The sequence below is a fragment of the Micromonospora rifamycinica genome (genome assembly GCF_900090265.1).
Classification (GTDB): Bacteria; Actinomycetota; Actinomycetes; order Mycobacteriales; family Micromonosporaceae; genus Micromonospora; species Micromonospora rifamycinica.
In genome coordinates, this window is the sequence record NZ_LT607752.1 from 5,964,230 (window position 1) to 5,987,776 (window position 23,547).

A 23,547-nucleotide genomic window follows, 5' to 3' on the forward strand; every position below is an offset into this window, starting at 1 on the left:
ATGAGTGAGTCGACCGGTACCGCGACGCCGGACCGGCCGGCGGACCTGCCGGCCCAGTCTCCGCCGGTCGATCCGGCGGTGACCGAGTCGATCAAGGAGAAGCCCAGGACGGGCGGGTTGTCCTTCTGGGCCGGCGACGGGGGCGAGGGGGCGAAGCGCAACCTCGGCCTGATCGGGGTGCTGGTGGTGCTGGTCGTGATCGGCGCCGCCACCCGCTGGGACCTCTACTCCAACCCGGACTGGGTGTGGGGCAACACGCTGACCATCCTCAAGCTCGCCTCGGTGGTCGGGGTGGTCACCGTCGGGATGACCTTCGTGATCATCGGCGGCGGCATCGACCTGTCGGTCGGCGCGATCGTCGCCCTCGCCGGGGTGTGGGCGACCACGGTCGCCACGCAGAGCTACGGCGCGGGCGGCATGATCTTCACGGCGATCGTGGTCGGTGTGGCGGTCGGCCTGGTCAACGGCATTCTCATCTCGTACGGCCGGCTGGTGGCGTTCATCGCCACGCTGGCCATGATGGTCGCCGCCCGGGGTCTGGCCGCCCAGATCTCCGGCAAGCAGACCCAGGTGTCGAGCAACTCCTTCATCAACGGTATCGCCAGCACCGACCTGCTCGGCATCCCGCTGCTGGTCTACATCCTGGCCGCCGTGGTCGCCGCCGGGTGGGTGCTGCTCAACCGGACCACCTTCGGCCGGCGTACGGTCGCCGTCGGCGGCAACCCGGAGGCGGCCCGGCTCGCCGGCATCAACGTCCGGCGGCACACCCTGCTGCTCTACGCGCTCTCCGGCCTCTGCTGCGGCATCGCCGCGATCATGCTGACCGCACAGGCCAACTCCGCCCAGGCGGCCATGGCCAACCTGTACGAGCTGGACGCGATCGCCGCGGCCATCATCGGCGGCACGCTGCTCAGCGGCGGCCGGGGCACCATCGTCGGCTCCCTGCTCGGGGTGCTGATCTTCTCCACCATCACCAACCTCTTCGCCATCAACGGCCTCTCCACCGAGGCGCAGAACATGGTCAAGGGCGGCATCATCGTCGGCGCCGTCCTGATCCAGCAGGTGCAGTTCCGCAGCGTCAGCCAGTTCTTCAGCCGTAACAAGATCACCACTGCCTGACCCGGACGCGTCGCCCCACCGGGCGCGTCCCGCCCCTCCGCAACACCGCATTCCGGCGGCCGCCGACGGTGGCCGGGATCAGTACGCCCCTTTCACCCCACCATCCGTCATTTCAGGAGGTCGTCATGACCCACCCCCGTGACCTGTCCCGTCGCCGGTTGCTCTTCGGCGGCGCGGCGGTCGGCGCCGGTGTGCTCCTCGCCGGCTGCACCAGCAACGAGTCCGCCCCGACCGCAGCGCAGACCAAGGCGGCCGACAACGCGCAGAGCGGCAACAGCGCCCCCGGCAAGAAGGTCACCATCGGCTTCTCCGCGCCGGCCGCCGACCACGGCTGGATCGCCGCCATCACCAACAACGCCAAGGCGCAGGCCGGCGCGTACTCGGACGTGGACTTCAAGACCGTCGAGGCCGGCGCGGACGCGGCGGCCCAGCGGGCGGCGCTGTCCACCCTGGTCGCCCAGAAGCCGGACGTCATCGTGGTGCTGCCGCACGACGGCAAGGAGCTCAACGCCTTCGGCCTGGAGGCGATGAAGGCCGGTATCCCGGTGGTCAACCTGGACCGGGCCTTCCCCGACGCGCTGGCCTACCGGCTGCAGATCATGGGCGACAACTACGGCATGGGCGTGGCCGCCGCGAACTTCATCGTGGCGCAGCTCAAGGCCAAGGGCGTCAGCAACCCGGTCATCGGTGAGATCCCCGGCATCGACTCGCTGGAGCTGACCCAGCAGCGCTCCAAGGGCTTCGCCGACACCCTCGCCACGGCCGGCTTCAAGGTGGCCAACCGGCGCCCGGCGGAGTTCACCGCCGACTCCGGCCAGCAGGCCGCCACCGGCCTGTTCCAGGCGCTGCCGAAGATCGACGCGGTCTGGAACCACGACGACGACCAGGGCATCGGTGTCCTGGCCGCGGTCAACCAGGCCAACCGCAAGGAGTTCTTCATGGTCGGCGGCGCCGGCTCGAAGAAGGCCATGGAGGACATCCAGGCCGACAACACGGTGCTGAAGGCGACCGTGACCTACAGCCCGTCGATGGCCTCCTCGGCCATCTCCCTGGCCCGCCTGATCGGCCAGGGCAAGGGTATGTCCGACCTGGTGGAACTCCAGGTGCCCAAGGAGATCGTGCTCGCCTCGGAGACGATCACCAAGGAGAACGCGAGCAACTACCTCAAGCTCGGGTTCTGATACACGGGGGGAGACCCACCTTGTCCACTCACCACAGCGAACTCCGGGTCGGCATGATCGGATACTCGTTCATGGGCGCCGCGCACTCACAGGCGTGGCGCACCGTGAACCGGGTGTACGAGCTGCCCGCCCGGGTGCGAATGGCGCAGATCTGCGGCCGGGACGCCGCGAAGGTCGCCGAGGCAGCCGACCGGCTGGGCTGGGACACGCACACCACAGACTGGCGTGCCCTGGTCGCCTCGGACGACATCGACGTGGTCGACATCTGCACACCAGGTGACAGCCACGCCGAGATCGCCCTCGCTGCGCTCGCCGCCGGCAAGCACGTGATCTGCGAGAAGCCGCTGGCCAACACGGTGGCCGAGGCGCGGGCGATGACCGCCGCCGCGGCCACCGCCGGTGCCGCCGGGGTCCGGTCCATGTGCGGGTTCAACTACCGCCGGGTGCCCGCCGTCGCCCTGATGCGGCAGCTCGTCGCCGAGGGGCGGCTCGGGACGATCCGCCACGTCCGGGCGACGTACCTCCAGGACTGGATCGTCGATCCGCAGTTCCCGCTGGTCTGGAGGTTGCAGAAGGACAAGGCGGGCTCCGGTGCCCTCGGTGACATCGGGGCGCACATCATCGACCTGACCCAGTACGTGACCGGGCAACTGGTCACCGGGGTCAGCGCGGTGACCGAGACGTTCGTCAAGGAGCGCCCGTTGCCGGGTGCGTCGAGCGGCCTGGCCGCGCAGGTCGACGGCAGTGCGGCGGAGACCGGCACGGTCACCGTCGACGACGCCGCGATCTTCGTGGCCCGGCTCGACGACGGCGCGCTGGCCACGTACGAGGCGACCCGGTTCGCCACCGGCCGCAAGAACGCCCTCCGGGTGGAGATCAACGGTTCGCTCGGCTCGGTGGTGTTCGACCTGGAACGCCTCAACGAGCTGGAGTTCTACGACGCCTCCCGGCCGGCGACCGAGCAGGGATTCACCCGGATCCTGGTCACCGAGGCGGAGCACCCGTACATGTCGGCGTGGTGGCCGCCGGGCCACATCATCGGCTACGAGCACTCCTTCACGCACGAGATGCGCGATTTCGTCGAGGCGGTCGCCAACGGCGTCGACCCCACCCCGTCGTTCGCCGACGCGTTGCAGGTCCAGCTGGTGCTGGACGCGGTGACCCGCTCGGCGGAGGCCGGTTCACAGTGGACCGACGTCGAGCCGGCACTGGCCGCGCTCGTCGTCTGACCAGCCACCTCCGCCGTCGACCGGCGAGGGACCGGCCGCGGTTGCGCCCCGCGGCCGGGCCGGGGTCGACAGCGGAGGGCGTGCACCGGGCCACCCGGCCCGGGACACGCACCCGATGGCCGTCCGGTGCGGCCGGACCGGGATTCCCCGGTCGCACCGGAGGGCCGCGAGACATAGATAATGGTGATTCCGGGTACCGCTGTGGAGCCCGGACCGCCACACCATTCGTCCGGTCGAGGGCGCGCCGCCGCCGTCGGCCGGATGCGGGGAGACAGGGCCGAGACGCCGAACCGGCCCTGCCTGCCGGCCCCGCCCGCACGCCGTACGGGAGCCGGGTGTGGCGTCGACGCCGCCGACGTCGACGCCGCACCCGGCACCACCCCGGACGACCGGGCGGGCGGGGCCACCCGTGCCCCGGCGGTACGACTCGACCGACAGCACGTTCCGCCCGACGGAAGGAGCACCATGCGTACGGGTGTCTGGCTGGTGGGAGCGCGCGGTTCCGTCGCGACCACCGGCATCGTCGGGGGGCTCGCCCTGCGGGCCGGCCTCACCGGCCCCACCGGTTGCGTCACCGAACTGCCCGACCTGCGGGGACCGGCCCTGCCCACCTTCGCCGACCTGGTCTTCGGCGGCCACGACGTGGCCACCACCCCGCTGACCAAGCGGGCCGAGGCGCTCGCCGCCGCCGGGGTGCTGCCCGGCCGGCTGGCCACCGCGCTCGCCGCCGACCTGGCCGCCGTCGAGGACGACCTGCGGCCCGCGCCGACCGGTGGCAGCCAGGCCGAACGGGCCGCCACCATCACCGCCGACCTGACCGCCTTCCGGGAGCGGCACCGGCTGGACCGGGTGGTGGTGGTCAACGTCTCGGCCACCGAACCCGCCCCCGCCGCGCACCCCGGCCACGCCGACCCGGACGCCCTGCGGGCCGCGCTCACCGGCCCGGACGAGGTGCTGCCGCCCAGCTCGCTCTACGCGTACGCGGCCGTCGAGGCGGGCTGCCCGTACGTCGACTTCACCCCGTCCACCGGGCTGCGCCTGCCGGCGCTCGCGGCGCTGGCCGCCCAGCGTGGCCTGCCGTACGCCGGGCACGACGGCAAGACCGGGGAGACCCTGGTCAAGTCGGTGCTCGCGCCGATGTTCGCGATGCGTCACCTCGCGGTGCGGTCCTGGTCCGGGGTCAACCTGCTCGGCGGCGGCGACGGGGCGACCCTGGCCGAGCCGGGCGCCAACGCCGCCAAGGTGGACAGCAAGCAGCGGGTCCTCGGCGAGACGCTCGGCTACGTGCCGCAGGGCGGCACCCGGATCGACTACGTGGAGGACCTGGGCGACTTCAAGACCGCCTGGGACCTGATCACCTTCGCCGGCTTCCTCGGCACCGGGATGCGGATGGAGTTCACCTGGCACGGCTGCGACTCCGCGCTGGCCGCCCCGCTCGTGCTCGACCTGGCCCGGCTCACCGCCGCCGCGCACGCCGCCGGCCGCGCCGGACCCCTGCCCGAGCTGGCGTTCTTCTTCAAGGACCCGATCGACTCGCCCACCCACTCGCTGAGCGAGCAGTGGCAGCGGCTGGTCGACTTCACCCGGGAGCTGCACGCCGGCGGTGCCGGGTGACCAGCCTGGCCGACCTGGCCGAGCTGGTCCGGGCACCGGCCGCCCTCTCGGTACCCGGGGACCTGGTGGCCGGGGCGGCGGCGGCCGGGGTGCTCGGCCCGCGTACCGCCGGGCTGGCCGGCGCGTCGGTGCTGCTCTACTGGGCCGGGATGGCCGCCAACGACTGGGCGGACCACCGGCTGGACGCCGAGGAACGCCCGGAACGGCCGATCCCCAGTGGCCGGGTCAGCCCGGTCGCCGCCGCCGGGGTCGCCGCCGGGCTCACCGCCGCCGGCCTGAGCCTGGCCGCCGCCGTGGGCGGTCGCCGGGCCGCCGCCGTCGCGCTCCCGCTCGCCGCCACCATCTGGGGGTACGACCTGGTGGCGAAGAACACCGCCGCCGGCCCCGCCGTGATGGCCGCCTGCCGGGGGCTGGATGTGCTGCTCGGCGCATCGTCCGGGCGACCGGTCCGGGCACTGCCGGCGGCGCTGACCGTCGCCGCGCACACCTGGACGGTCACCGCGCTGTCCCGGCGGGAGGTGACCGGGGCCGACACCGCGCTGCCCCGGCGTACCCTCGCCGGCACCGCGCTGGTCGCGTTGGCCGCCACCACCCTGCCCCGGCCCGCCGCCCCGACGCCGGCCCCGCGTCGCCGCACCGCGTCGGTCGCCGCCGCGCTGCCGGCGGCGCTGGCCGGCTGGTACGTGGCCCGCTACGGCGGCGCGCAGGCCCGGGTGGCGGCCGAGCCCACCGCCGGCCGGGTCCGGGCGGCCGTCGGCGCGGGGATCACCGGGCTGCCCTCGTTGCAGGGCGCGCTCACCGCACGGGCCGGCGCCGGACTGCTCGGCGCGGTGGTCGCGCTCGCCGCGCCGCTGGGCGGCCGGCTGGCCCGGAAGCTGTCCCCGACATGACCGCCCCGCAGCCCACCGCCCCGCAGCCCACCGCCCCGGCGGCCGTGGACCGGCTCCGGTTCGGCTACGGCACCAACGGCTTCGCCAACCACCGGCTCGACGACGCCCTGACCGTGCTGGCCGACCTCGGGTACGAGGGGGTCGCGCTCACCCTGGACCACGACCACCTCGACCCGTACGCGCCGGGGCTGGCCCGCCGGGTCGACGCGGTGGCGCGGCGGCTGGCCGCGCTCGGTCTCGGCGTGGTGGTCGAGACCGGTGCCCGCTACCTGCTCGACCCGTGGCGCAAGCACGCCCCGACGCTGCTGCACGACGACCCGACCGGCCGGATCGACTTCCTGGAACGGGCCGTACGGGTCGGCGCGGACCTCGGCGCGGAGGCGGTCTCCTTCTGGGCCGGGGTCCGGCCCGGCCACGTCGCGCCGGAGGTCGCCCACGACCGGCTGGTCGCCGGGTGCGCCACGGTGGTGGCCGCCGCCGACCGGGCCGGGGTGACCCTGGGCTTCGAGCCGGAGCCGGGGATGCTCGTCGAGGACATCGCCGGCTGGCGGCGGCTGCGCCACGCCCTCGGCGACCCGGAACGGTTCGGCATCACCCTCGACATCGGACACTGCCGCTGCCTGGAGTCGTCGACCGTGCCGGAGTGCGTGCTGGAGGTCGCCGGGCACCTGGTCAACGTGCAGATCGACGACATGCGCCGGGGGGTGCACGAGCACCTGGAGTTCGGCACCGGCGAGATCGACTTCCCGCCGGTGCTGCGCGCCCTGGCCGACGCCGGCTACCGGGGGCTGGTCGCCGTGGAACTGCCCCGGCACTCGCACGCCGCACCCACCGTGGCGGCCCGGTCGCTGGACTTCCTGCGTACCGCCGCCCGGCAGGCCGGCCTCGACCCGGGCACCCCGCCGGTGCCCGTCGGGGCCGACCGCAGCACCGGGGTGGACTGACCACCGTCCACCGCGGCACGGGTGGACCGACCACCGTCCACCGCACACACCTGGGGAGGGGAGACGGATGACACCGGATCGACTGCGGGCCGCGCTGGAGGGCGTACCCGATCCCGACTGGCTGGCGACCGCGCTGCGGCGCGTCGCGGCCGAGCCCGGCGCGGTGGCGCGGTACTTCCCGGCCGCCGGCCGGCGGTGCGGGCGGCACGAGCTGCCGGGCGCACCGGGCTGGACCGCCGACGAGGCGGCCCGGACGCTGCTGCTCGCCGCGCTCCCCGCCGACCAGGCCGCCGGGCGGGCCGAGGAGGTGTACCGGTACGGCGACGCCGCCGAGAAGCGGGCCGTGCTCAAGGCCCTGCCACTGCTGCCGATCGACGCGGCCGGGGTGCCGCTGCTGCACGACGCGATCCGCACCAACGACACCCGGCTGGTCGCCGCCGCGCTCGGCCCGTACGCCCGGCACCTGACCGCGGAAGCCTGGCGGCAGGCGGTGCTCAAGTGCGTCTTCATCGGGGTGCCGCTGGCCGCCGTGGCCGACCTGGACGACCGGGCCGACGGGGAGCTGGCCACCATGCTCGCCGCGCTCGCCGCGGAACGGCACGCCGCCGGTCGGCAGCTCCCCGCCGACGCCACCGCACTGCTCGACCGGCTCACCATCAGAGAGGCGTGACATGCGCATCTTCGACCCGCACATCCACATGACGTCGCGGACCACCGACGACTACGAGCGGATGGCCGCCGCCGGGGTCCGCGCCGTGGTCGAGCCGGCCTTCTGGCTGGGGCAGCCGCGCACCAGCGCCGCCTCCTTCGCCGACTACTTCGACTCGCTGATCGGCTGGGAGCCTTTCCGGGCCGGGCAGTTCGGCGTCCGGCACCACGCCACCGTGGCGTTGAACCCCAAGGAGGCCAACGACCCGCGCTGCCGTCCGGTGCTCGACCTGCTGCCCCGCTACCTGGAGAAGGACGCCGTGGTCGCGGTCGGCGAGATCGGCTACGACGACATGACCCCGGCCGAGGACGAGGCGTTCGCCACCCAGCTCGCCCTGGCCGTCGACCACGACCTGCCCGCCCTGGTGCACACCCCGCACCGGGACAAGGCGCGCGGTGTCGAACGCAGCCTCGCGGTGGTCGCCGAGAGCGGCATCGCCCCCGGCCGGGTGGCGCTGGACCACCTCAACGAGGTGACCGTCAAGCTGGCCCGGGACAGCGGCTGCTGGCTGGGATTCTCCATCTACCCCGACACCAAGATGTCGCCGCCGCGGATGGTGGAGCTGCTGCGCACCTACGGCACCGAGCGGATGCTGGTCAACTCGGCCGCCGACTGGGGCCGCTCCGACCCGCTGCTGACCCGGGCCACCGGTGAGGCGATGCTGGCCGCCGGATTCTCCGACGACGACGTCGACCTGGTGCTCTGGCGCAACCCGGTGGAGTTCTACGGGCAGTCCGGCCGGCTCGACCTGACCGCCCTGGACGCCCCGGCCGCCGGCACCTTCGAGGGCAACTCGATCCTGCGCGGCGGCGACTGATGCGGCTGCGGCACGCCGACGGCAGCACCGTCCACCTCGGCTACTGCACCAACGTGCACCCCGCCGAGGACACCGCCGGCATCCTCGCCCAGCTCGACACGTACGCCCTGCCGGTGCGGGAGGCGCTCGGCACCGATCTGCTCGGCCTGGGGCTGTGGTTGGCCGCCCCGGTCGCCGCCGAGCTGGCCGCCGACCCGGCCGCCCGTCGCCGGCTGCGCGCCGAGCTGACCCACCGGGGGCTGGAGGTGGTCACCCTCAACGGCTTCCCGTACGCGGCCTTCCAGGCCCCGGTGGTCAAGGGGGCGGTCTACCACCCGGACTGGACCACCGGCCAGCGGCTGCGCTACACCCTCGACCTGGCCCGGGTCCTGGCCGACCTGCTCCCCGACGACGCCGCCCGGGGATCGGTCTCGACCCTGCCGCTGGCCTGGCGGCACCCCTGGGACGCCGGCCACGCCGAGGCCGCCCGCCGCCGGCTCGACGCGCTCACCGCCGGCCTGGCCGAGGTGGAACGCGACACCGGCCGCCCGGTGCGGGTCGGGTTCGAGCCGGAGCCGGGGTGCGTGGTGGAGAGCAGCGGGCAGGCCGCCGCGCTGCTGGCCGACCTCGACCCGGACCGGCTCGGGATCTGTCTCGACCTGGCCCATCTCGCCTGCGCCTGGGAGGAGCCGGTGGCGGCGCTGGCCCGGCTGCGCGCCGCCGGCCTGCCGGTGGTCAAGGTGCAGGTGTCCGCCGCGCTGGAGTCGGCCGACCCGGTCGCCGACGCCGAGGCGCTGGGCCGCTGGGTGGAGCCCCGGTTCCTGCACCAGACCCGCACCGCCGGCTGCGCCCACGCCGCCGACCCGGCCGACCCGGCGTACGCCGCCGACGACCTGGACGCGGCGCTGGCCGCACGGTTGCCCGGGGCGTGGCGGGTGCACTACCACGTGCCGCTGCACGCCCCGCCCGAGCCGCCGCTGACCTCGACCCTGCCGGTGCTGCGCGCCGCGCTGGCCGCGCTGCTCGGCGGCCCCACCGCCGGCTGCGACCACCTGGACGTCGAGACGTACACCTGGGGGGTGCTGCCGGCGGCACGGCGGCCGGGCACCGACGCGGAGCTGGCCCTCGGGATCGCCGCCGAGCTGGCCTTCGCCCGCGACGAACTGGTCACCCTCGGCCTGACCCCGGCCGACGGTGCCGTTCCCGGCCAGCCACCGGCCGACCGTGCCGTTCCCGGCCAGCCACCGGCCGACCGAGCCGTCCCGACGACCCTGGGAGTACCACGATGAGCGAGCAGCCCCGACCCGGGACGAGGTCCCACCGCCGTGCCGGGCGCAGCGGGGTGCCGGCGTGAGCCGCCGGCTGGTGGTGCTGGACGTGGTCGGGCTGACCCCCCGGCTGCTGGCCCACATGCCCCGGTTGCGCGCCGTCGCCGAGCAGGGGTTCTCGGCCGAACTGGGCACCGTGCTGCCGGCCGTCACCTGCTCGGCGCAGGCCACCCTGCTCACCGGTGAGCAGCCGTCCGGGCACGGCATCGTCGGCAACGGCTGGTACTTCCGCGACCTCGGCGAGGTGCTGCTGTGGCGGCAGCACCACGCGCTGGTCGGCGGGGAGAAGGTGTGGCAGGCGGCCCGCCGGGTCGAGCCCGGCTACACGGTGGCCAACGTCTGCTGGTGGTACGCGATGGGCGCGGACGTCGACTGGACCGTCACGCCCCGCCCGATCTACTACGCCGACGGGCGCAAGGAGCCGGACTGCTGGACCGACCCGCCGGAGCTGCACGACACGCTCACCGACGCGCTCGGCACCTTCCCGCTGTTCACCTACTGGGGGCCGGGCGCGGGGCTGACCTCGTCCCGGTGGATCTGCCGGGCCGCCGAGCGGATCCTCGCCGACCAGGCCCCCGACCTGACCCTGGTCTACGTCCCGCACCTCGACTACGACCTGCAACGCTTCGGCCCGTCCTCGCCGCAGGCCGCCGCCGCGGCGGCGGAGCTGGACGCGGTGCTCGCCCCGCTGCTGGACGCCGCCCGGGCCGCCGACGCGACAGTGGTGGCGCTGTCGGAGTACGGCATCACCGACGTCTCCCGCCCGGTGGATGTCAACCGGCTGCTGCGCACCGAGGGGCTGCTGCGGGTCTACACCCAGGACGGCATGGAGTACCTGGATCCGTGGACGTCCCGCGCGTTCGCGGTCGCCGACCACCAGATCGCCCACGTCTACGTGAAGGACCCGGCGGACGTGGCGACGGTGGCGAAGCTGTGCGCCGGGCTGCCCGGGGTGGCCGAGGTGCTCGACGCCGAGGGCAAGGCGGCGGCCGGGCTGGACCACGAGCGGGCCGGTGAGCTGGTGCTGGTCGCCGAGCCGGACTCCTGGTTCACCTACTACTACTGGCTGGACGACGCCCGCGCCCCGGACTTCGCCCGGAACGTGGAGATCCACCGCAAGCCCGGGTACGACCCGGCGGAGCTGTTCTTCGACCCGGCCGCGCCGGGTGCGGCGAAGCGGCGGGCGGGGGTGGCCCTGGCCCGCAAGAAGCTCGGCATGCGGTACCTGATGAGCGTGGTCGGCCTGGACGCGGGGGCGCGGGCGGTCCGGGGGTCGCACGGCCGGCTGCCGGCGGACCCGGCGGACGGTCCGGTGCTGCTCTGCTCCGACCCGTCGCCCGCCCGGGACACCTTCGCCGCGACCGAGGTCAAGGCGTTGCTGCTGGAGCTGGCCGGGTTGGGTGGGGCCACCGCCGCGGCGTCGGCGGCCGGGCCGGCACCGTCGGGTACGCCGGGTGCGGGAGCTGCCGGTGCGCCGTCGTCGACGCCGACCGGTCCGCCGGGCGCGGAGGACCGACGGTGACGGTCATCGCCGCCCCGACCGACGCCAGTGAGCTGCGGACCCGCTTCGACGCCGAGCTGGTGGCCTTTCTCGACCGGCAGGGGCCGGACTGGCCGGACGGCGCTCCGCGGGGCATCTTCACCGCGCTGCACCGGTTCGTGCTGGCCGGCGGGAAGCGGCTGCGTCCGCTGTTCTGCTACTGGGGTTGGCGGGGGGCCGGGGGCATCGACGACCGGCCGATCGTGGTGGCCGCGGCGGCGCTGGAGCTGTTCCACGCGTTCGCGCTGATCCACGACGACATCCTGGACGGCAGCGACCACCGCCGGGGTTCCCCGTCGGTGCACCGGGTCTTCGCCGAGCTGCACACCCGGTCGGCGTGGCGCGGCGACCCGGAGACCTACGGCCGGAACACCGCGCTGCTCTGCGGGGATCTCTGCGCGGCCTGGTCGGACCAGATGTTCCACGAGTGCGGGTTGACCTCCGCGCAGATCTGGCAGGGGTACCGGGTCTTCGCCCGGATGCGGACCGAGGTGATCGCGGGGGAGTACCTGGACCTGGTCTCGGGGGTGGGGGACGGCTCGGTGGCCAGTGCGCTCACCGTGATCCGGATGAAGGCGGCCCGGTACACGGTGACCCGGCCGTTGCAGATCGGTGCGGCGCTGGCCGGGGCCCCGGCGGAGCTGATCGCCGCGCTGGTCGACTTCGGCGACCCGCTGGGGGACGCGTTCCAGCTCCGCGACGACGTGCTGGGGGTCTTCGGTGACCCGGCGGTGACCGGGAAGTCGATCCTGGACGACCTGCGGGAGGGCAAACCGACGGTGATGATGGCGTTGGCCCGGGACGCCGCCGACCGGGGTCAGGCGGCCCGGCTGCGCGACCTGTTCGGCAATCCGGAGCTGGACGCGGCCGGTGGCGCCGAGCTGCGGGCGATCATCGAGAGCACCGGGGCGCGGGAGCAGATCGAGCGCCTGATCCGGGTCCGTGCCGACGCGGCACGGGTCGCGTTGGCCCAGGTGCCGCTGGCGGAGCCGGCGCGGGCCGCCCTGGCCGCCCTGGCCGACCAGGCCGTGCACCGCCAGCACTGAGTCACCCGGCCCGGGCCGGATCTTCCGTTGCGGTGCCGACTACTGCTGTCGCGGTCGAAACTTTCCACTCGGGAACCGAAAGTCCCTGGTGGTCCGGCAGAAGGTATGGACATCGAAATAGATAGGCCTTAATGTTCGTGGCATCACGAGTGTGTTTCGTCGAGGTGAACCGGCGGCGCGGCGACCTATCGACGAGAAGGGCCTTGCGGCGGCGGCTCGCGCCCCGGCCGAAGGGCAGGCTCGGCCGACCGGCACTCGGCCGACCCTGCCACGTCTCCACCACCACCCAACACCACCACCCCCCGGCATCCGGCGCGGCGGCGCGGGCTCCGCCCTGGCCGTGATCCGTCAGGAAGGGACAGCCCAGCAATGTCCACAAAGGACGCAACCACCCACCGTCCCCGACGATGGCTCTCCTCCGCCGCCGTGCTGCTCCTGGCCGCCACGGCCGGCACGGTCACCGCCACCACCGGCCCGACCGCCCTCGGCGGACCCGCCCCGGCCGCCGCGCACACCATCAACGCCAGTGACTTCCAGCAGGTCGAGCTGGCCCGCGGGGTCAACGAGATGGGCGAGCCGATGTCGCTCGCCGTACTGCCGGACCGCTCCGTGCTGCACACCGCCCGCAACGGCACCGTGCGTCGTACCGACTCCGCCGGCGTCACCCGGGTGATCGGCAGCATCCCCGTCTACACCCACGACGAGGAGGGGTTGCAGAGCCTCGGGGTCGACCCGAACTTCGCCACCAACCGGCACATCTTCCTCTTCTACGCGCCGCCGCTGTCCACCCCGGGCGGCGACGCGCCCGCGACCGGCAGCAACTGGTCCGCCTGGCAGGGCGTGAACCGGCTGTCCCGGTTCACCCTGAACGCCGACTTCACCATCAACCAGGCCAGCAAGGTCGACGTGCTGGACGTCGGGACCGACCGGGGCATCTGCTGCCACGTCGGCAGCGACATGGACTTCGACGCCGCCGGGAACCTCTACCTGTCCACCGGCGACGACAGCAACCCCTTCGACTCCGCCGGCTACTCGCCGCTGGACGAGCGGACCAACCGCAACCCGGCGTACGACTCGCAGCGCGGCGCCGGCAACACCAACGACCTGCGGGGCAAGCTCCTGCGGATCAAGATGAACCCCGATGGGACGTACTCGATCCCGAGTGGGAACCTGTTCCCCCCGGGCACCGCGAAGACCCGCCCCGAGATCTACGCGATGGGCTTCCGCAACCCGTTCCGGATCAGCGTCGACAAGGCCACCGGCGTCGTCTACGTCGGCGACTACGGGCCGGACGCCGGCAGCACCAACGCCAACCGGGGCCCCTCCGGTCAGGTCGAGTTCAACCGGGTCACCGGCCCGGGCAACTACGGCTGGCCGTACTGCACCGGCACCAACACCACGTCCGAGACGTACAACGAGTGGAACTTCGCCACCAACTCCACCGGCCCCAAGTACAACTGCACCGGCGGGCCGACCAACAACTCGTTCCGCAACACCGGCCTGACCACCCTCCCGCCGGCCAAGCCCTCCTGGATCCGGTACGGCGGGGACGCCGGCAGCCCGGCCGCGTTCGGCGGCGGCTCCGAGTCGCCGGCCGCCGGCCCGGTCTACCGGTACGACCCGAACAACCCCTCGGCGACGAAGTTCCCGCAGAGCTTCGACGGGCAGTTCTTCGCCACCGAGTTCGGTCGGGGCTGGGTCAAGCCGATCCACGTCAACGCCGACGGGTCGCCCGGCACCATCGACAGCTTCCCCTGGGTGGGCAAGCAGGTGATGGACTCCGCGTTCGGCCCTGACGGGGCGTACTACCTGCTCGACTACGGCACCGGCTACTACAACGGTGACGCCAACTCCGCCCTGTACCGCTTCGACTACGTCGGTGTCGGCAACCGGGCACCGGCGGCCCGGGCGAGCGCCGACCGGACCTCCGGCCCCGCACCGCTGACCGTGAACTTCTCCTCGGCCGGATCCGCCGACCCCGAGGGCGGGGCGCTGACCTACTCGTGGGCGTTCGGCGACGGCACCACCTCCACGGCGGCCAACCCGACCAAGACGTACACCACGGACGGCTCGTACACCGCGACGCTCACCGTGCGGGATCCGCAGGGGGCGACCGGAACCACCAGCGTGACGATCAACGTGGGGAACACCGCCCCGACGGTCAGGATCAACAGCCCGGGTGACGGCTCGCTGTTCTCCTTCGGGGACACCGTGCCGTTCAGCATCACCGTCACCGACCCCGAGGACGGCGCGGTCGACTGCACCAAGGTCAAGATGACCTACGTGCTCGGCCACGACCAGCACGGTCACCAGATCTCCTCGGTCGACGGCTGCTCCGGCACGATCACCATCCCGGTCGACGGCGAGCACGACGACGCGGCGAACATCTTCGCGATCTTCGACGCCGAGTACACCGACGCCGGTGGGCTCACCACGCACACCCAGTACACCCTCCAGCCCCGGCACCGGCAGGCCGAGCACTTCAAGACCTCGTCCGGCGTGACCCTCTACGACAAGACCCCCGCCGAGGGCGGCAAGACCGTCGGCAACATCGAGAACGGGGAGTGGATCGGGTTCTCCCCGTACCAGATCGGCAACGTCACCTCGTTCACCGCGCGGGTCTCCTCGGCCGGTGCCGGCGGAACCCTCCAGATCCGCGCCGGCTCGCCCACCGGCACCGTGCTCGGGCAGGCCAACGTGCCGGTCACCGGCGGCTGGGAAACCTTCACCACCGTCACCGGTACGGTGTCCGGCGCACCCACTGGCACCACCACGCTCTACCTGACCTTCGCCGGTGGCACCGGACTGCTCTACGACGTGGACGCGTTCACCCTGAACACCGGCACCGTCCCGCCGCCGACCAACGGCACCGGGCCGATCAAGGGGCTGGGCGGCAAGTGTCTGGACGTGCGTAACGCGGCCACCGCCGACGGCACCCAGGTGCAGATCCTCACCTGCAACGGTGGGGCCGGGCAGACCTGGACGGTGACCCCGAACGGCCCGATCAAGGCGCTGGGCAAGTGCCTGGACGTCAACGGCGGCGGCACCGCCGACGGTACGAAGATCCAGCTGTGGACCTGTACCGGTGGCAGCCCGCAGGTCTGGTCGTCCCAGTCCGACGGCACCCTGCGCAACCCGGCGTCGGGCAAGTGCCTGGACGTCTCCGGCAACAACTCGGCCGACGGCACCGTGGTCCTGCTCTGGACCTGCAGCTCCTCCGCCGCCAACCAGAAGTGGACCCTGCCCTGACCTGCCGGGCGCGGGACCGGCGGTGTCCGGTCCCGCGCCCCCCGGCGTACTGGAGCACGACATGAGACTCTTCCGACCCCTTCTCGGCGCGGCCACCGCCGTCCTCGCCGCCCTCGCCTGCACCGCCCCGGCCACCCCCGCGACCGCCGCCGACGTCGCCTACGACGTGCTGGTCTTCTCCAAGACCGCCGGCTTCCGGCACGACTCCATCGCGGTCGGCACCCAGGCCATCCGTGACCTGGGCGCGGCCAACAACTTCACCGTCACCGCCACCGAGGACGGTGGCCAGTTCACCACCGCCAACCTCGCCCGGTTCGAGGCGGTGATCTTCCTCAACACCACCGGTGACGTGCTCAACGCCAGCCAGCAGAGCGCCTTCGAGTCGTACATCGCGGCCGGCGGCGGGTACGTCGGGGTGCACTCCGCCGCCGACACCGAGTACGACTGGCCGTTCTACGGCAACCTGGTCGGGGCGTGGTTCGCCTCCCACCCGGCCATCCAGCAGGCCACCGTCCGGGTGGAGGACCGCGCGCACGCGGCCACCGCCCACCTCGGCCCGACCTGGCAGCGCACCGACGAGTGGTACAACTTCCGCACCAACGCCCGCTCCACCGCGCACGTGCTGGCCAACCTCGACGAGTCGTCGTACTCGGGGGGTGGGATGGGGGCCGACCACCCGCACGTGTGGTGCAAGACGTACAACGGCGGCCGGTCGTTCTACACCGGCGCCGGGCACAACCAGTCGGCGTACTCCGAGCCGGCCTTCCGGGCCCATCTGCTCGGCGGCATCCGGTACGCGGCCGGCCGGACGAAGGCCGACTGCCGGCCGGAGACCGGCTACACCGCGCTCTACAACGGCTCCACCAACGGCTGGTCGCAGGCCGGGCCGGGCAGCTTCACCAACACCAACGCCACCCTCAGCTCGGTCGGCGGGCTGGGCATGCTCTGGTACAGCGCGAAGCAGTTCACCAACTACTCGCTCAAGCTGGACTGGAAGGTCGACGGGGACGACAACTCCGGCGTCCTGATCGGCTTCCCGCCGTCGAGCGACCCGAACTCGGCGATGGACAACGGCTACGAGGTGCAGATCGACGCCACCGACACCGTCGACCGGACCACCGGTTCGGTCTACTCGTTCCAGGCCGCCGACCAGGCGGCCCGGGACGCGGCGCTGAACCCGCCGGGGGAGTGGAACACCTACGAGCTGCTGGTCGAGGGGGAGCGGCTCCAGGTCTTCCTCAACGGGTCGAAGATCAACGACTTCACCAACACCGACCCGGTCCGCTCGCTCGCCGGCCACATCGGCATCCAGAACCACGGCACCGGTGACGACGCCTCGTTCCGCAACATCCGGATCAAGGAGCTGGGCGGCACCACGCCGACCAACGGCACCGGGCCGATCAAGGGGCTGGCCGGCAAGTGCCTGGACGTGCGCAACGGTTCCACCGCCGACGGCACCCAGATCCAGATCTTCACCTGCAACGGCAGTGCCCGGCAGACCTGGACGGTGACCCCGAACGGCCCGATCAAGGCGCTGGGCAAGTGCCTGGACGTCTCCGGTGGCGGCACCGCCAACGGCACCAAGATCCAGCTCTGGACCTGCACCGGTGGCAGCCCGCAGGTCTGGTCGTCCCAGTCCGACGGCACCCTGCGCAACCCCGCCTCGGGCAAGTGCCTGGACGTCAACGGCAACAACTCGGCCGACAGCACCGTGGTCCTCCTCTGGACCTGCAACTCCTCCGCCCCCAACCAGAAGTGGACCCTTCCCCAGTAACCCCACCCGATCCCGCCCCCGGCCGCCCACCTCCGGCCGGCCGGGGGCCGCGCTTCGCCCGGGGCTTCGCCCGGGGCCTCGCTCGGGCCTCGCCCAGGCCTCGCCCAGGCCTCGCTCGGGCCTCGCTCGGGCCTCGCTCGGGCCTCGCCCAGGCCTCGCCCAGGCCTCGCTCGGCCCTCGCTCGGGCCTCGCCCAGGCTTCGGTGATCAAGAGGTTTGCGTCACGACGGGGCAACCCGCATGACGCAAACCTCTTGATCGTCGCGGGCGGGCGGCGGGCGGCGGGCGGCGGGCGGGCGGCGGTGGGCGGTGGGTGGGACGGGGTTGGGCAGGCGGGGGTGGCTGGGCGGTGGAGTGGGCGGGTGGGGGCGGGGTGCGGTGGGTGTGGGAGAGGGGTTTCGTGGGGGGTGGGGTGGGCTTAGAGTGGTGGGCGGCGACCCGTGGGTGGCCGGTGACCCGACGGGAGGCGCAACCCGTTGGGCCCAGGTGCGTGTGCACCCACCGGTGACCCGGCGCGGCCGTCGACGTACCGGCCCGGCCCGGTCACCCTCGCCCCGGTCCGCTCAGGAATCCCCACCACAACAGGGGAGAGAGACAGACGATGGCGCGACCGATCACGCTCTTCACCGGCCAGTGGGCCGACCTGCCGTTCGAGGAGGTCTGCCGGCTCGCCTCCGAATGGGGCTACGACGGGCTGGAGATCGCCTGCTGGGGCGATCACTTCGAGGTGGACAAGGCGCTCGCCGACGACTCGTACGTCGAGCGCAAGCGGGAGACACTAGCCAAGCACAACCTGAAGGTCTTCACCATCTCCAACCACCTGGTCGGCCAGGCCGTCTGCGACCACCCGATCGACGAGCGGCACCAGGACATCCTGCCCGCCCGGATCTGGGGCGACGGCGAAGCCGAGGGGGTACGCCAGCGGGCCGCCGAGGAGATCAAGGACACCGCGCGGGCGGCGGCGAAGCTCGGCGTGGACACGGTGGTCGGCTTCACCGGCTCGTCCATCTGGCACACCCTGGCGATGTTCCCGCCGGTGCCGCCCGCGATGATCGAGCGCGGCTACCAGGACTTCGCCGACCGGTGGAACCCGATCCTCGACGTCTTCGACGAGGTGGGGGTGCGGTTCGCCCACGAGGTGCACCCCAGCGAGATCGCGTACGACTACTACACGACCAAGCGGACCCTGGAGGCGATCGGCCACCGGCCCGCGTTCGGGCTCAACTGGGATCCGTCGCACTTCGTGTGGCAGGAGCTCGACCCGGTGAACTTCATCTTCGACTTCGCCGACCGGATCTACCACGTCGACTGCAAGGACGCGAAGGTGCGGACCGGGGACGGCCGGCGCGGCCGGCTCGCCTCCCACCTGCCCTGGGCGGACCTGCGGCGCGGCTGGGACTTCGTCTCCACCGGTCACGGGGACGTCCCGTGGGAGGACTGCTTCCGGGCGTTGAACGCGATCGGCTACACCGGCCCCATCTCGGTGGAGTGGGAGGACGCCGGGATGGACCGGCTGGTCGGCGCACCGGAGGCGCTGGAGTTCGTCCGTCGGCTCGCCTTCGACGCCCCGACGGCGGCGTTCGACGCGGCGTTCAGCAGCGGCAAGGACTGAGACGCACGTCGGGCCGGTCGCCGAGTGGCGACCGGCCCGACGACGTACGGATGATCAGAGCGTGCTGCCGTTGGCACCGGTACCCGGGGCCTTGGGCTTCGGGGTGGTCGTCGACGAGCTGGTCGGGGTGACGCCCGACGTGGCGCCGACACCGGCCGGGGTGCCCGCGAAGACGTCGTCCGCCGGGGTCAGCTCCGGCTTGCCGGTGGTGCCGGTGTGCAGCTTCTCGCCGAGCCTGGACTGGCCGAGCTTGTCCTTGCCCTCGCTGTACAGGCGGGTGGCCTGGGCCTGGGCGACCCCGGCCGCCTCCTGGACGGTCGGGTGGTCGAGCACCTTGCGGCCCCGCACGACCAGCTCCTCGTACTTCTCCCGGCCGGCACGGGCGCCCAGGACGAAGCCCGCAGCCAGCCCGCCAAGAAACATGATCTTTCCGCGCATGGCGGCTCCTTCCGTACCTGACGCTCCCGTCGTTCCCCGCCGGTGATTCCCGGCCGGGACCGACCATCTTCGCGCCCCACGTTTTTCTCGGTCTACAACTCAGTACCCATCCTGCTCCGCGCTCATGCCTGGTTGCGCCAGGATGACGATTTGTCCGTCTTGGTGGTGTCGAGGATCCCGGGCCATGACGGTGTGGCCGAATGCGGCAACCCCCTGGACCGAACCCCCCCGAAGTCCTGTACTCTTGTGCCGTCGCCGAGCGCCGGAGAGATCCGGTACGACGCGGCGCAGCAGTCCCCCGTAGCTCAATTGGCAGAGCAGCCGGCTGTTAACCGGCAGGTTTTTGGTTCGAGTCCAAACGGGGGAGCACAGCCTCCCACTCACGCCCGTCGGCCCTGCCGGCGGGCGTTCCCTTGTGTCCGGTGCGCGCCCGCTCCACCGCCGGCCGGATCGGCCGATCGGGTCGCCGGTGCTCCGGGAGCGGGGGCGGATGGGCGGTTTCGGCTCCGAACGGGGTATTCGGACGGCAGGATGACAACTGTCGACTTAGACTCCCGCTGCGTCGATCGGCGCGTCGAATCGAGGGGTGGGCCGGAAGATGGCCGGTGGACGGGGCCGGGGCGCGGCCACGCTGACCGCCGTGGCGGTCGTCCTGGCCTGGCTGGTCGTCGGCGCCGTCGCCGGGCCGTACGCGGGGAAGCTGGGCGACGTCGCGACCAACGACAACGCCGCCTTCCTGCCCGCCGACGCCGAGGCGACCCGGGCGCAGGAGCTGGCCGCCGGCTTCGTCACGGAGCCGACCACCCCGGCCCTGGTGGTGTACGCGCGCAGCACCGGCATCACCCCCGCCGACACGCAGCGGGCGGTCGCCGACAGCACCCGCTTCGCCCGGGTCGCCGGGGTGGTCGGGCCGCTTCCCCCACCGATCGCCAGCCAGGACGGGCAGGCCCTCCAGGTGGTGGTGCCGATCGACGACTCGCAGGGGGAGCGGATCGGCCAGGTGGTCGACGAGCTGCGGACCATCGCGGGAGGCGACCGCGACGGGCTCACCGTCGACGTCGCCGGTCCGGCCGGGCTGCTCGCCGACCTGATCGAGGTCTTCTCCGCCATCGACGGGCCACTGCTGCTGGTCACCCTGGTGGTGGTGCTGGTCATCCTGCTGATCGTCTACCGCAGCCCGGTGCTCTGGGTCTTTCCGCTGCTGGCGGCCGGGATGTCGTACGCGCTGGCCTCGGTCTTCGTCTACCAGCTGGCCAAGAACGACGTGATCAAGCTGAACGGGCAGGCGCAGGGCATCCTCACCGTGCTCGTCTTCGGCGCCGGCACCGACTACGCGCTGCTGCTGATCGCCCGCTACCGGGAGGAGTTGCACCGGCACCAGCGGCCCTGGGACGCCATGCGCGCCGCCTGGCGGGGTGCCGCCCCGGCCATCGGCGCCTCCGGCGCGACCGTCATCGTCAGCCTGCTCTGCCTGCTGCTGTCCAGCCTGAACTCCAACCGGGCGCTCGGTCCGGTGGCGGCCATCGGCATCGCCGCGACCCTGCTGGTGATGCTGACCTTCCTGCCCGCCCTGCTGGTGCTCGGCGGCCGGTGGGCGTTCTGGCCGCGTACCCCCGGGGTGGACCGGGCGGACCCGCAGGCCGAACACGGCCTGTGGTCCCGGATCGCCCGCTTCGTCGCCCGGCGGGCCCGGGTGGTCTGGCTGACCACGGCCGGGGTGCTGGCCCTGCTCGTCCTCGGCCTCACCCAGCTCGGCGCGACCACCCTCGGCCAGTCCGAGCTGTTCACCGACCGCACCGACTCGGTCGCCGGGCAGGAGGTGATCGCCCGGCACTACCCGGCCGGCACCGGCAGCCCGGCGACCATCTTCACCCGGCAGCAGACCGCCGGCCAGGTCGCCCAGGTCGCGCAGGGCGTCGCCGGGGTGGCCGCCGTCCGCCCGGTCACCGGGCGGGACCAGACCGGCCCGCCGGACCCGAACGCCCCGCCCCTGGTCGTCGACGGACGGGTCCAGCTGGAGGCGACCCTGACCGACCCGCCGGACAGCGACGCGGCCGAGCTGACCATCCGGGACCTCCGCGAGGCGGTGCACCGGGTGCCGGCCGCCGACGCCGTGGTGGGCGGATTCACCGCGATCGACGTGGACACCTCCGACGCCTCCACCCGGGACCGCAACGTGATCATCCCGGTCGTGCTGGCGGTGATCGCGGTGATCCTGGCGTTGCTGCTGCGGGCGCTGGTCGCGCCGCTGCTGCTGATCGCGACGGTGGTGCTGTCGTTCCTGGCCACCCTCGGGCTGTGCGCGGTGATCTTCCGGTACCTGCTGGACTTCCCCGGGGTCGACGCGTCCTTCCCGCTGTTCGCCTTCGTCTTCCTGGTCGCCCTGGGCATCGACTACAACATCTTCCTGATGAGCCGGGTCCGCGAGGAGTCGGTCCGCCGGGGCACCCGGGCCGGGGTGCTGGCCGGGCTGACCGTCACCGGCGGGGTGATCACCTCGGCCGGCATCGTGCTCGCCGCCACCTTCTCCGCGCTGGCCGTGCTGCCGCTGGTGGTGCTGGTGGAGCTGGGCGTGGCGGTCGCGGTCGGCGTCCTGCTGGACACCATCGTGGTCCGCTCGCTGCTGGTGCCCGCGCTGGCGTACGACATCGGGCCGAAGATCTGGTGGCCGAGCCGGTTGTCCCGGTCGGCGCGCGACGACACGGAGGTGGAACGTGCCCGGTGAGACGGACGTGGTGATCGTCGGCGGTGGCCTGGCCGGGCTGGCGGTCGCCCGCCGGCTGCACCGGGCCGGAGTGCCCTGGCGGCTGCTGGAGGCCGGCGACCGGCTCGGCGGCCGGGTCGCCACCGACCTGGTCGACGGGTACCTGCTCGACCGGGGTTTCCAGGTGCTCAACACCGCCTACCCGAGGCTCGGCACCCTGCTCGACCTGGGCACCCTCGACCTGGGCTGGTTCACCTCCGGGGTGCTGGTCCGCCGGAGCGACCGCCTCCACCGGCTGGTCCACCCGGTACGCGAACCCGGCGGCACACCGGCCACCGCGCTCGCCGGCATCGGTTCGCTGGTCGACCGGCTGCGCTTCGCCGCCCTCGCCACCGGCTGCGCCACCCTGCCGGCGCACCGACTGCTCACCGCGCCGGAGACCACCAGCGAGACGGCCTTGCGCCGGGCCGGGCTCTCCGACACCATCATCGAGGAGTTGATCCGGCCGTTCCTGTCCGGCGTGCTCATCGACCGGGAGCTGGAGACCTCCAGCCACGTGCTGGCGATGATCCTGCGTTCCTTCGCCCGGGGCCGGATCGGCCTGCCCGCCCGGGGGATGGCCGCGCTGCCGCAGGCCGTGGCCGCCCCGCTGCCCGCCGACCTGATCACCTGCGCCGCGCCGGTCACCGGGGTCGCCCCCGGCCGGGTCCGTACCCCGACCGGTGAGATCCGGTGCCGCGCCGTGGTGGTCGCGGTCGATCCGGCGGCGGTGGGCACGCTGCTGCCGGCCCTGCCCCGGGTACGCACCCACAGCTACACCACCTACTACCACAGCACCCCGGAAGCGCCGTTGGGCGAGCCGATCCTGCTGGTCGACGGCGACCGGCGGGAACTCGTCGCCAACACGGTGGTCGTCAGCCGGGCCGTGCCGTCGTACGCCCCACCCGGCCGGCACCTGGTGGCGACCTCCGTGGTCGGCCCGTCCGCCCCGGCCGAGCCGGTGGTCCGGGGCGAACTGGAGCGCCTGTACGGATGCTCCACTGCCGACTGGGAACACCTGAGCACGGTGTCGATCCCGGACGCCCTGCCCGCCGCGCCACCGCCGCAGGGCCGGCTGCGCAAGCCGGTGGCGCTCGGCGACGGGCTCTTCGTGGCCGGCGACCACCGGGACAGCCCGTCCATCCAGGGGGCACTGGCCAGCGGCTGGCGTACGGCCGGGGCGGTGCTCGCGGAACTCCGCGCGGCGGGCTGAATCGGGTGCCGCCGGGGTGACTGCTGACTGTTATTCTCGCGTAGCCCATCGTGCCGTCAGGTGTCGCCGGGCGTACCGGTTCGGTGGTGGCCGGTGGTCCGCCGGGCGGGTTACGATCCGGCC

17 protein-coding genes and 1 tRNA gene are annotated in these 23,547 nt (G+C 73.2%); 17 read left to right on the forward strand and 1 reads right to left on the reverse strand.

The genetic code is table 11. The features are described from left to right. The 14 genes from GA0070623_RS25285 to GA0070623_RS25350 all read left to right on the forward strand — a co-directional run bounded on the left by GA0070623_RS25285 (position 1) and on the right by GA0070623_RS25350 (position 19,030). Entirely contained in the window at positions 1-1,119 is a 1,119-nt protein-coding gene (locus tag GA0070623_RS25285; protein WP_067312940.1) for an ABC transporter permease, read from the forward strand. 125 nt (positions 1,120-1,244) lie between these two features. Continuing rightward, complete coding sequence (locus GA0070623_RS25290; RefSeq protein WP_089004177.1) at positions 1,245-2,300, forward strand: substrate-binding domain-containing protein; 1,056 nt, start codon at positions 1,245-1,247, stop codon at positions 2,298-2,300. A gap of 20 nt (positions 2,301-2,320) precedes the next feature. After that, entirely contained in the window at positions 2,321-3,529 is a 1,209-nt protein-coding gene (locus tag GA0070623_RS25295) for a Gfo/Idh/MocA family protein (protein WP_067312937.1), read from the forward strand. 465 nt (positions 3,530-3,994) lie between these two features. Next, a complete protein-coding gene (locus GA0070623_RS25300; protein WP_067312934.1) occupies positions 3,995-5,143 on the forward strand; it encodes an inositol-3-phosphate synthase in 1,149 nt (382 codons plus the stop codon). Further along, the gene (locus GA0070623_RS25305; protein ID WP_089004178.1) at positions 5,140-6,033 is read left to right on the forward strand and encodes an SCO3242 family prenyltransferase; all 894 of its coding nucleotides are present in this window, start codon (positions 5,140-5,142) and stop codon (positions 6,031-6,033) included. The genes GA0070623_RS25300 and GA0070623_RS25305 overlap by 4 nt, the downstream gene beginning before the upstream one ends. Next, entirely contained in the window at positions 6,030-6,977 is a 948-nt protein-coding gene (locus tag GA0070623_RS25310; RefSeq protein WP_067314905.1) for a sugar phosphate isomerase/epimerase family protein, read from the forward strand. Before GA0070623_RS25305 ends, GA0070623_RS25310 begins: the two co-directional genes overlap by 4 nt. Positions 6,978-7,044: 67 nt before the next feature. Beyond that, positions 7,045-7,647 (forward strand): EboA domain-containing protein, encoded by a 603-nt coding sequence (locus tag GA0070623_RS25315; RefSeq protein ID WP_067314902.1) that lies wholly within the window; start codon positions 7,045-7,047, stop codon positions 7,645-7,647. A gap of 1 nt (position 7,648) precedes the next feature. Beyond that, the gene (locus GA0070623_RS25320; RefSeq protein WP_067314900.1) at positions 7,649-8,503 is read left to right on the forward strand and encodes a TatD family hydrolase; all 855 of its coding nucleotides are present in this window, start codon (positions 7,649-7,651) and stop codon (positions 8,501-8,503) included. Next, entirely contained in the window at positions 8,503-9,771 is a 1,269-nt protein-coding gene (gene eboE, locus GA0070623_RS25325) for a metabolite traffic protein EboE (RefSeq protein WP_084261609.1), read from the forward strand. The genes GA0070623_RS25320 and eboE overlap by 1 nt, the downstream gene beginning before the upstream one ends. Positions 9,772-9,832: 61 nt before the next feature. Beyond that, entirely contained in the window at positions 9,833-11,332 is a 1,500-nt protein-coding gene (locus GA0070623_RS25330) for an alkaline phosphatase family protein (protein WP_084261610.1), read from the forward strand. Then, positions 11,329-12,396 carry a polyprenyl synthetase family protein gene (locus tag GA0070623_RS25335; protein ID WP_067314898.1) on the forward strand — a complete coding sequence of 356 codons (1,068 nt, stop codon included), beginning with the start codon at positions 11,329-11,331 and terminating at the stop codon, positions 12,394-12,396. Before GA0070623_RS25330 ends, GA0070623_RS25335 begins: the two co-directional genes overlap by 4 nt. 369 nt (positions 12,397-12,765) lie before the next feature. Next, positions 12,766-15,645, forward strand: a complete 2,880-nt coding sequence (locus tag GA0070623_RS25340; protein ID WP_089004179.1) for a carbohydrate-binding protein — start codon at positions 12,766-12,768, stop codon at positions 15,643-15,645. Positions 15,646-15,706: 61 nt separating this feature from the next. Then, the gene (locus GA0070623_RS25345) at positions 15,707-17,419 is read left to right on the forward strand and encodes a ThuA domain-containing protein (protein ID WP_089004370.1); all 1,713 of its coding nucleotides are present in this window, start codon (positions 15,707-15,709) and stop codon (positions 17,417-17,419) included. Between the two features lie 600 nt (positions 17,420-18,019). After that, positions 18,020-19,030: a sugar phosphate isomerase/epimerase family protein gene (locus GA0070623_RS25350; RefSeq protein WP_067306733.1), complete on the forward strand. Its 1,011-nt coding sequence runs from the start codon at positions 18,020-18,022 to the stop codon at positions 19,028-19,030. 54 nt (positions 19,031-19,084) lie between these two features. Here GA0070623_RS25350 and GA0070623_RS25355 read toward each other — a convergent pair whose 3' ends face one another. After that, positions 19,085-19,468 carry a hypothetical protein gene (locus GA0070623_RS25355; RefSeq protein WP_067306737.1) on the reverse strand — a complete coding sequence of 128 codons (384 nt, stop codon included), beginning with the start codon at positions 19,466-19,468 and terminating at the stop codon, positions 19,085-19,087. A 294-nt stretch (positions 19,469-19,762) separates the two neighbouring features. Here GA0070623_RS25355 and GA0070623_RS25360 point away from each other — a divergent pair. The 3 genes from GA0070623_RS25360 to GA0070623_RS25370 all read left to right on the forward strand — a co-directional run bounded on the left by GA0070623_RS25360 (position 19,763) and on the right by GA0070623_RS25370 (position 23,424). Beyond that, a tRNA-Asn gene (locus GA0070623_RS25360) sits at positions 19,763-19,835 on the forward strand. A gap of 231 nt (positions 19,836-20,066) precedes the next feature. Next, on the forward strand, positions 20,067-22,193 hold the full coding sequence (locus tag GA0070623_RS25365) for an MMPL family transporter (protein ID WP_067306829.1): 2,127 nt from the start codon (positions 20,067-20,069) through the stop codon (positions 22,191-22,193). Beyond that, complete coding sequence (locus GA0070623_RS25370; protein WP_067306740.1) at positions 22,183-23,424, forward strand: FAD-dependent oxidoreductase; 1,242 nt, start codon at positions 22,183-22,185, stop codon at positions 23,422-23,424. Before GA0070623_RS25365 ends, GA0070623_RS25370 begins: the two co-directional genes overlap by 11 nt. Positions 23,425-23,547 lie beyond the last annotated feature (123 nt).

Bases quoted from the DNA above. Each gene is read 5' to 3' on its own strand.
- GA0070623_RS25285 (WP_067312940.1), top strand. From the start codon at position 1: ATGAGTGAGTCGACCGGTACCGCGACGCCGGACCGGCCGGCGGACCTG.
- GA0070623_RS25290 (WP_089004177.1), top strand. From the start codon at position 1,245: ATGACCCACCCCCGTGACCTGTCCCGTCGCCGGTTGCTCTTCGGCGGC.
- GA0070623_RS25300 (WP_067312934.1), top strand. From the start codon at position 3,995: ATGCGTACGGGTGTCTGGCTGGTGGGAGCGCGCGGTTCCGTCGCGACC.
- GA0070623_RS25310 (WP_067314905.1), top strand. From the start codon at position 6,030: ATGACCGCCCCGCAGCCCACCGCCCCGCAGCCCACCGCCCCGGCGGCC.
- GA0070623_RS25315 (WP_067314902.1), top strand. From the start codon at position 7,045: ATGACACCGGATCGACTGCGGGCCGCGCTGGAGGGCGTACCCGATCCC.
- GA0070623_RS25320 (WP_067314900.1), top strand. From the start codon at position 7,649: ATGCGCATCTTCGACCCGCACATCCACATGACGTCGCGGACCACCGAC.
- eboE (WP_084261609.1), top strand. From the start codon at position 8,503: ATGCGGCTGCGGCACGCCGACGGCAGCACCGTCCACCTCGGCTACTGC.
- GA0070623_RS25340 (WP_089004179.1), top strand. From the start codon at position 12,766: ATGTCCACAAAGGACGCAACCACCCACCGTCCCCGACGATGGCTCTCC.
- GA0070623_RS25345 (WP_089004370.1), top strand. From the start codon at position 15,707: ATGAGACTCTTCCGACCCCTTCTCGGCGCGGCCACCGCCGTCCTCGCC.
- GA0070623_RS25350 (WP_067306733.1), top strand. From the start codon at position 18,020: ATGGCGCGACCGATCACGCTCTTCACCGGCCAGTGGGCCGACCTGCCG.
- GA0070623_RS25355 (WP_067306737.1), bottom strand. From the start codon at position 19,468: ATGCGCGGAAAGATCATGTTTCTTGGCGGGCTGGCTGCGGGCTTCGTC.
- GA0070623_RS25365 (WP_067306829.1), top strand. From the start codon at position 20,067: ATGGCCGGTGGACGGGGCCGGGGCGCGGCCACGCTGACCGCCGTGGCG.